The following is a 7,152-nucleotide window of genomic DNA, read 5'->3' as shown; positions in this document are numbered from 1 at the left end:
AGGTGGCCGGGGTGGCCAAGATACGGTTATGTACGAGCAGCGGCTGTATATGCACATCCAATTTTAGCCGGTATGATGTGGGCTTTTTATTCCCTGTTTGCTATTTGCTTACGAAGGAGAAAAGTTTGGGGAAGTGACAATGTTGCAAAATTAATAATAATTTTAAATGTCGCAGGGATGTTAATGTCCATATCTAAAGGGCCTATTCTAGGATTTATTGCTGGTGGAGTTCTTTTGGTTATTGAATGGACCAAGAGGAGAGTTATGGCTTTTACACTGGTAGCCATAATTTTAGCTATCGGTCTTCCTCTTGCAAGTATAAAATTTATACAGTATGCATCTGTAAATAGATTTAATGCTAAAAATAAGACTCAGGAAAATATAGCATATAGAAAAGAACTCATAGATAATTATGTTGTTGAGGAAAAAAACAACCTTTAGTGGGATATGGAAGAAATGGAATGCTAGTAGTCAATAGACAGGTAAGTATAGATAACCAGTATCTATTTATTGCCCTTTTACACGGTGTAATTACTATGTACCTTTTCTTAGGGATGACATTTTATAGTATGTTTAAGTGCTTGAGAATAGGAATAAACACATCATTTGATAACCCCTATGGGGAGCTGACCTGGCTTATAGTAGCTTGCGCATTTACTTGGCTCATTACTCTGGCAACGGTCTGGATGGGGACCCAGAGTGAGCAAATTATATTTGTATTTATTGCCTTTGTCAGTACAATGAAAGCCGGATCTTTTGAAGATATCTCTTCAGAGTGGAACTTTAGACAGATATAGGGGGGAAGTTTTATGAAAATAGCTTATTTAGTAAGTGAGTTTCCAGGGATATCTCACACTTTTATCTTACGAGAAATAGAGGCGTTAAAAAAAAATGTAGAAGTAGTAACGATATCTATAAATAGTCCTAAAGATTTAGAAATAATGGATGAGAAGGAAAGGTTATATTACGATACAATCTTATATTTAAAGGACGAATTTTAAAAAAATATTCCTAAATATTTTTTTAAGATGCTAACGCCTCAAGGAATAAATATATTTTTTTCAACGATTAAATTAAATTATTTTAAAGGATCTAAAAATCTCCTAAAAACCATTGGGTATTTTTTGGAGGAGTTGGTTCTTTTAACACATTTAAAAAAATTAAAAGTAAGCCATGTTCATGTTCATTTTGCCAACCCAGCTGCGTCTTTAGTCCTGCCGATAAATAAACACACCGATATAAATTATAGTCTCAGTGTACATGGGCCAGAAATTTTTTACAACACGGATAAAAATTTATTGGAAGAGAAATTTAGAGATGCAGTTTTTATACGGGCGATAGGTTTTTTTTGCAGGAGTCAGATTATGAGGTTCTTAGAGGTTAAACAATGGGATAAAATCCATATGGTTCCATGTGGAGTGAACCCTGAGATCTATAGGAGATATGAACTACCTAAAAATAAAATAGTTAATATAATATCGGTAGGCAGACTTACTCCTAGTAAGGGACAAATTGTAATTTTAAAAGCATTGAATAGACTGTCTAAAAAAGGGATGAATTTTAAACTTAATATCATTGGTGGAGGGATGGATGATTCTCTTTTAAAATCTTATACAAAAACAATGATTTAGAGTCTCATATATATTTTTTAGGAGTGAAATCGAGGGAGGAAACTAAAGAAATTTTAAAAAAAATGGATATATTTACATTACCATCTTTTGCCGAAGGGATTCCAGTCTCTTTGATGGAGGCGATGTCTATGGAGATACCAGTGGTAAGTACCATAATAAATGGGATACCGGAACTAATTCAGAATGGTAAGAATGGATTTTTGGTTATGCCTAGTGATATAGTGGGACTCTCAAAAGTATTTGAAAAACTAATTTTAGATGATGTCCTTCGAAAAAAGATTGGGAAGGAAGGAAGGGGAATTATAAAAAACAAATATAATATCTATAAATCTGCTAATAAGATGGTAGAACTTTTTAAAACTTATTGAGTTAGGGGGATCTTATGATTTTTATTTTTTGGTTACTTTATATAGTTAACATTTTTTCTATATTTTATTTGAGTATTTTACTATTTTCTTATTTATTTATAAAAGAGAAAACTTATCCCATTATAAATATACAAAAATCTTTTAAATTAGCTGTATTGATTCCTGCACATAATGAGGAGCTTTATATAGAAAGATGTTTAAATTCCCTTGAGAGAGCTTCTAAGAGTGGTAATTTAGTAAAATTTTATGTTATTGCTGATAACTGTACAGACAATACTACTGATCTTGCATCCAAATGCGGAGCAGATGTAATAGTGAGAAGCGACACCATAAAAAAGGTAAGGGATATGCTCTAGAATATGCATTTGATAAATTAAAAGATCTTGATTACGATCTTTATCTTATTGTGGATGCTGACAGTGTGGTGGAAGAAAGTTATTTTCTTTCAATCCTTGATGGATATAGAAAAGGGTTTGAAGTGATGCAGGGAGGGTATTTTGTAAAAAACAGGGTTAATACCAAAAATAAATTGATGAATTTAGCACTTTTAGTATTTCATGGGGTCAGACCCTATGCCAGGGGAAAATTAGGTGCTTCTGTAGATCTCTTTGGAAATGGATTTGCTGTTAGTAAAAAAGTGATAACTGAAATACCATATAGAGCTTATTCGATAGTGGAAGATGTAGAATATCATTTGAAATTAATAGATAAAAATAAAAAAGTTCACTATATTAAAGAAGCTAAATTATATGCTGATTTTCCTATATCCAAGGAGGGAACTACTGCTCAAAGAGCAAGATGGGAGGGAGCTTATTAATAATTAAGACCTATCTCCCAAAGTTAATTGTTAAATTTTTAAGAGGAAGAGTTAATTTTGTAGAACCAATATTGGAATTGATCACTCTGCCCATGGCTTATATAGTTTTGATTCTTTTGTTACTGCTTTTATCGGGATTACCGTTTTTTATGATATTTTCTGTCTATGGTCTTTTACTCATAGGGGTTTATGTTATCGTTGCGGTGAAAAAATTTGGCGACAGAACTGATTTTATATCTCTTATAGGGGTCCCTTCCTATGTATTTTGGAAGATAATAAAACTTCCTCTTATCTTTAAAAATAGTAAAAAAAATACAAATTGGAAAAGAACTAAAAGAGATTAGGAGGAATTATGGATATTTCAATTATTATAGTTTCATTTAATACAAAAAATTTACTTATTGATTGCATTGAAAGTCTGAAGAAAGAGATCGAAAATTTAAAAAATAAATATCCCATGGTAAAAATAGAGATAATTATTGTAGAAAATGGTTCACATGATGGCAGTGACCTTATGTTAAAAGAACAATATTCAGATTTAGAGCTTTATTTTTCAAAAGTCAATTTAGGTTTTGGTGGAGGAAATAATGTGGGAATGAGGGTTGCAAAGGGTGAATTTATAATTTTATTAAATTCTGATGCTTTTTTCTTAGAAAATTCGTTGTTAAAATCATACGAATTGATGATAAATAATCCAAATGTAGGAGTAGGAGTAGGGAAATTAATAGGCCGTGATCGAGTGTTTCAACCTTCTAAAAGATCTTTTCCCAGTATTTTTAATGATTTTTTTAAATTAAGTGGTTTAGAAAACAAATATCCTGCTTCTAAATTATTTGGCCGAGCTGATTATCTCTACGAATCACCTGATTTAGAAAGGGAATGTGACTGGGGGCCAGGGGCATTTAATATCATAAGGAATAAAGTATTAAAGGAAGTTGGATTATTTGATGATGCTTTTTTCCTCTATTATGAAGAGGTAGATTTGGCGAAAAGGATAAAAGAAATAGGTTATAAGGTCTATTACTGGCCTCAGATAGTGATAATTCATATAGGAGGAGAATCTGCTAAATCTTTGGATAAAAAAAGGGTAGCAAAATCAGGAAATCAGCTAACTCTTTGGAGGTTGCAGAGTCAGTATATATATATTATAAGAAGCATCATGGGTTTTTTACCGCATACTGTTCAAAATTTATAGAATTTAACTGAAGTAAATTAAGGATTTTTAAATCATCAGATCAGGTAAGGAAAGATTATTTGTGGAACCATATAGAAACAATTTCTGAAGCGTGGAATAACACCAAAGGGGGTAAAATATCACCTCCTAAACCGTGGAAGTAGGTGAAGTTATGTTTGAAAATATAAAAAAAGATTATATAAATCACAATAAAGAATTTTTAAATGTTGGATTTTTTGCTATGGTTGTCTACCGTTTTGGACGTTGGAGATATGGGATTAAAAATAAAATAATTAGGAAGCCGTTATCATTTGTTTATAAACTTCTTTATTTTAATATAAAAAATCATGGAATTGAGCTCCCATGTGAAGTAATCTTAGGGGGAAATTTTCAAATTCATCATAATGGAGGAATAATGGTGAGTGGATATACTCAATTTGGTAATAATTGTATTATAAGAAATGGAGTGACAATAGGCGCGGCGCGAATTGATAAGGTCGAAGCTCCAACTATAGGAAATAATGTGAATATCGGTACAGGAGCAAAAATTTTAGGCGGTATTGTGATAGGAAATAATGTTGATATTGGTGCTAATGCTGTGGTTTTAAAAGATATACCAAATAATTGTATAGCTGTTGGAATTCCAGCTAGAATAATAAAAAAAGATAAATACTAATTCTATGAATTGAAATTAAATGATGTTTATCTTCCTATAATGAATTCATTAAATTTAAAAGGCATCTAAATGTTGCAAAAACTCAGATAATAATTATTAAGGTAGGTGTTTTATGATAAAGACTAGTGTAGTTCCTGTATTTGGTTATTTATTTAATAATTATAGTACGTCTGAATTAGCTGTAAAGATAATGGAACATGTAAAAAAAGATAATAAAATACTTTGGCATATAGTTACTGTAAATATGGATTTTATTGACAGAGCGAAGAGGGATGAGGAACTGAGGGATATAATAAAATCATCTAATATAGTTACTGCTGACGGGATGCCCATCATCTGAGTCTCCAAACTATTTGGAAAGCCTCTAAAAGAAAGAGTAACAGGATCAGACCTTACACCGCTATTGATAAAAGAATCTGAAAAATATCAGGTACCTTTGTTTTTTCTAGGAGAGACTATCAAAGAAAATGAGATAGCGATAGAAAATCTTAGAAGAGACTATCCAAAGTTAAAAGCAGGGAATTTTTCACCAGAAGTAAAACCTCTTTTAGCTATGGAAAATGAAGAAATTTTAGAAAAGATAGCAGAAGTGAAGCCTAAAATATTATTTTTATCTTTGGGAAGTAAAGCTGAAAAATGGACTAGAATGAATAAAACCCAGTTAGAAGAGATAGGGGTAAAAGCTGTGATAGGTGTAGGAGCGACTATTAAATTTTTAGCTGGAACGGTTAATAGAGCGCCATTATGGATGCAGAATAGTGGGTTGGAATGGTTTTATAGACTGATGCAGGAGCCTACTCATCTCTATAAGAGATATTCTAGAAATTTTATAGTCTTGGTAGCTGAGATTGTTCATGAGTTATGGAGGAGTTCGGAAGAAGAATTAAATGGGATTATCTATAATAGAAGAATCTTTACTTCGCGTATAGTCGAAGGTCTAGAAATTCCTAAAGAAGGAGTTTTACAGCTAAAGTTAAAAAATAAAATACAGGTTTATCATCTGAATAAACATAAAAAAAGGCTATATAAAGTTATATATGGGGATGAAATTCAAAAAATTGAGCTAGATTTATTAAGGGTAACATTCTTAGATTCAGCAGCTCTTGGCTACCTTTTGAGAATGAATCAAGAGATGAACATGTTAGGGAAAGAGTTGAAATTTTTAAGGGTTTCACCGCAGTTATATAACTTGTTTAAATTTAGGAAATTAGATAACTTTATAGACATGGATTTTTATGTACAAAGAAAGCCGCCAGAATTAGATATAAAATATTTGGAAGAATATAGAAACAAAGAAATTCTAAATGATGGACTATACTTCTTCAATAAAAGAATTATAGATTTAGCTGGTACGGCTGTAGGTTTAGTACTATCTGCACCTATAGTTATCTTGGCTGGACTAGCTATAAAACTAGAGGATGGTGGCCCAATTTTTTTTAAACAAGTTCGTGTTGGAAAAGGAGGGAAACCATTTTATATTTATAAACTTAGATCGATGGTTTTAAATGCTGAAGAATTAAAGGTGCAATTAGAAGATAAGGCTGAGATAAAGGGAAAGATCTTTAAGATGAAAAACGAGCCTAGAATTACAAAAGTTGGTAAATTTTTAAGAAAAACCTCTATTGATGAGATTCCTCAATTTTATAATGTATTTAGGGGAGAAATGAGCTTGGTAGGACCTAGACCAGCTATAGATCATGAAGTAGGAAAATATAGTTACGAAGAGTGTGGGAGAGTAATAAAAGTGAAACCTGGTATTACTGGTATTACTCAAATTAGAGAAAGATTAGATGGTAAGTTAAATTTTGAAGAACAGATTAAATATGATTTTGAATATATTGAAAAAAGAAATAGTCTTCATTGACCTTTGGATATTGTTTAAAACTGTATATGCTATCTTAAAAGGATCTGGTGAGTGAAATGGAAGTGAGAAATCTATATTAATTAAATTCCTTTAAAAATCTATCTATTCTGTTTTGCCAAGCAGGCATCTTTACTTCTACGTTTTTTTAATTTTTTATTGTTCATTGACCAATTTAATAATTTGTTTGTTAAAGTTGTTATTTCTCATACCAAAAACCCAGGAGTTTCTTATAATATAAGATTTGTTGTGTATAGCTAATACCAGTTTTTATCCCTGAGCTTTGGTTTTTCCATTAGAGAGATAGTGGAGAGACTTCATCTGTTTCAATATAGGGGATAGTTTTATTTTTCTCGAAAACAAAATCACTGGAATAAGTGACATATACCGCATCCATTTTGTGGGTTATTTCAGCTAACATAGTTTGGTGCTATTGTATTTAGTTGATAACATAATTCTTTTTCCATCTCAGCTTTGTCGATATTGTATAATGGTCGTATAAATTCATACAAAGAGTGTTTAACCTTAAGCAAAAAAATAAGGTATAATTTAAGAAAACAATATGGGGGATTTTGATTATGAATACACGAAAAACTTACTCTTCTAAGTTTAAATTTAAGATCGT

General features: G+C 31.3%; 10 protein-coding genes and 2 pseudogenes. All 12 read left to right on the top strand.

Annotated features, from left to right (window positions below; genetic code table 11):
• Positions 1-441 (top strand): hypothetical protein (locus V5784_RS01235; protein ID WP_336887228.1); only part of this gene is annotated, 441 nt, incomplete at its 5' end.
• Complete coding sequence (locus tag V5784_RS01230) at positions 441-797, top strand: hypothetical protein (protein ID WP_336887227.1); 357 nt, start codon at positions 441-443, stop codon at positions 795-797. The genes V5784_RS01235 and V5784_RS01230, both read left to right, overlap by 1 nt.
• Before the next feature lie 12 nt (positions 798-809).
• Positions 810-1,001 carry a hypothetical protein gene (locus V5784_RS01225; RefSeq protein WP_336887226.1) on the top strand — a complete coding sequence of 64 codons (192 nt, stop codon included), beginning with the start codon at positions 810-812 and terminating at the stop codon, positions 999-1,001.
• A 27-nt stretch (positions 1,002-1,028) separates the two neighbouring features.
• A pseudogene (locus V5784_RS01220) lies at positions 1,029-1,999 on the top strand (glycosyltransferase family 4 protein).
• 14 nt (positions 2,000-2,013) lie between these two features.
• On the top strand, positions 2,014-2,355 hold the full coding sequence (locus tag V5784_RS01215; protein ID WP_336887225.1) for a glycosyltransferase: 342 nt from the start codon (positions 2,014-2,016) through the stop codon (positions 2,353-2,355).
• A complete protein-coding gene (locus V5784_RS01210) occupies positions 2,295-2,816 on the top strand; it encodes a glycosyltransferase family 2 protein (RefSeq protein WP_336887224.1) in 522 nt (173 codons plus the stop codon). Before V5784_RS01215 ends, V5784_RS01210 begins: the two co-directional genes overlap by 61 nt.
• Positions 2,817-2,887: 71 nt before the next feature.
• Complete coding sequence (locus tag V5784_RS01205) at positions 2,888-3,160, top strand: hypothetical protein (protein WP_336887223.1); 273 nt, start codon at positions 2,888-2,890, stop codon at positions 3,158-3,160.
• 8 nt (positions 3,161-3,168) lie between these two features.
• Complete coding sequence (locus V5784_RS01200; protein WP_336887222.1) at positions 3,169-4,011, top strand: glycosyltransferase family 2 protein; 843 nt, start codon at positions 3,169-3,171, stop codon at positions 4,009-4,011.
• Between the two features lie 151 nt (positions 4,012-4,162).
• Entirely contained in the window at positions 4,163-4,666 is a 504-nt protein-coding gene (locus V5784_RS01195) for a serine acetyltransferase (RefSeq protein WP_336887221.1), read from the top strand.
• Between the two features lie 112 nt (positions 4,667-4,778).
• Positions 4,779-5,006: a hypothetical protein gene (locus tag V5784_RS01190; RefSeq protein ID WP_336887220.1), complete on the top strand. Its 228-nt coding sequence runs from the start codon at positions 4,779-4,781 to the stop codon at positions 5,004-5,006.
• A gap of 15 nt (positions 5,007-5,021) precedes the next feature.
• Positions 5,022-5,474, top strand: a pseudogene (locus V5784_RS01185) (WecB/TagA/CpsF family glycosyltransferase); the annotation flags it as partial.
• A complete protein-coding gene (locus V5784_RS01180; RefSeq protein ID WP_336887229.1) occupies positions 5,451-6,530 on the top strand; it encodes a sugar transferase in 1,080 nt (359 codons plus the stop codon). The pseudogene V5784_RS01185 and the gene V5784_RS01180, both read left to right, overlap by 24 nt.
• The last annotated feature ends 622 nt before the right edge of the window (positions 6,531-7,152 follow it).

Source organism: Psychrilyobacter sp., assembly GCF_037132775.1.
In the GTDB taxonomy this organism is placed as follows: domain Bacteria; phylum Fusobacteriota; class Fusobacteriia; order Fusobacteriales; family Fusobacteriaceae; genus Psychrilyobacter.
The sequence above is the reverse complement of the archived record's forward strand: the minus strand, read 5'-3'. Positions and strand labels throughout refer to the sequence as shown.

Coding starts and splice junctions, on each gene's coding strand:
- V5784_RS01210 (WP_336887224.1), top strand. CDS start 2,295: ATGCGGAGCAGATGTAATAGTGAGAAGCGACACCATAAAAAAGGTAAG.
- V5784_RS01215 (WP_336887225.1), top strand. CDS start 2,014: ATGATTTTTATTTTTTGGTTACTTTATATAGTTAACATTTTTTCTATA.
- V5784_RS01200 (WP_336887222.1), top strand. CDS start 3,169: ATGGATATTTCAATTATTATAGTTTCATTTAATACAAAAAATTTACTT.
- V5784_RS01180 (WP_336887229.1), top strand. CDS start 5,451: ATGCAGGAGCCTACTCATCTCTATAAGAGATATTCTAGAAATTTTATA.
- V5784_RS01225 (WP_336887226.1), top strand. CDS start 810: ATGAAAATAGCTTATTTAGTAAGTGAGTTTCCAGGGATATCTCACACT.
- V5784_RS01190 (WP_336887220.1), top strand. CDS start 4,779: ATGATAAAGACTAGTGTAGTTCCTGTATTTGGTTATTTATTTAATAAT.
- V5784_RS01195 (WP_336887221.1), top strand. CDS start 4,163: ATGTTTGAAAATATAAAAAAAGATTATATAAATCACAATAAAGAATTT.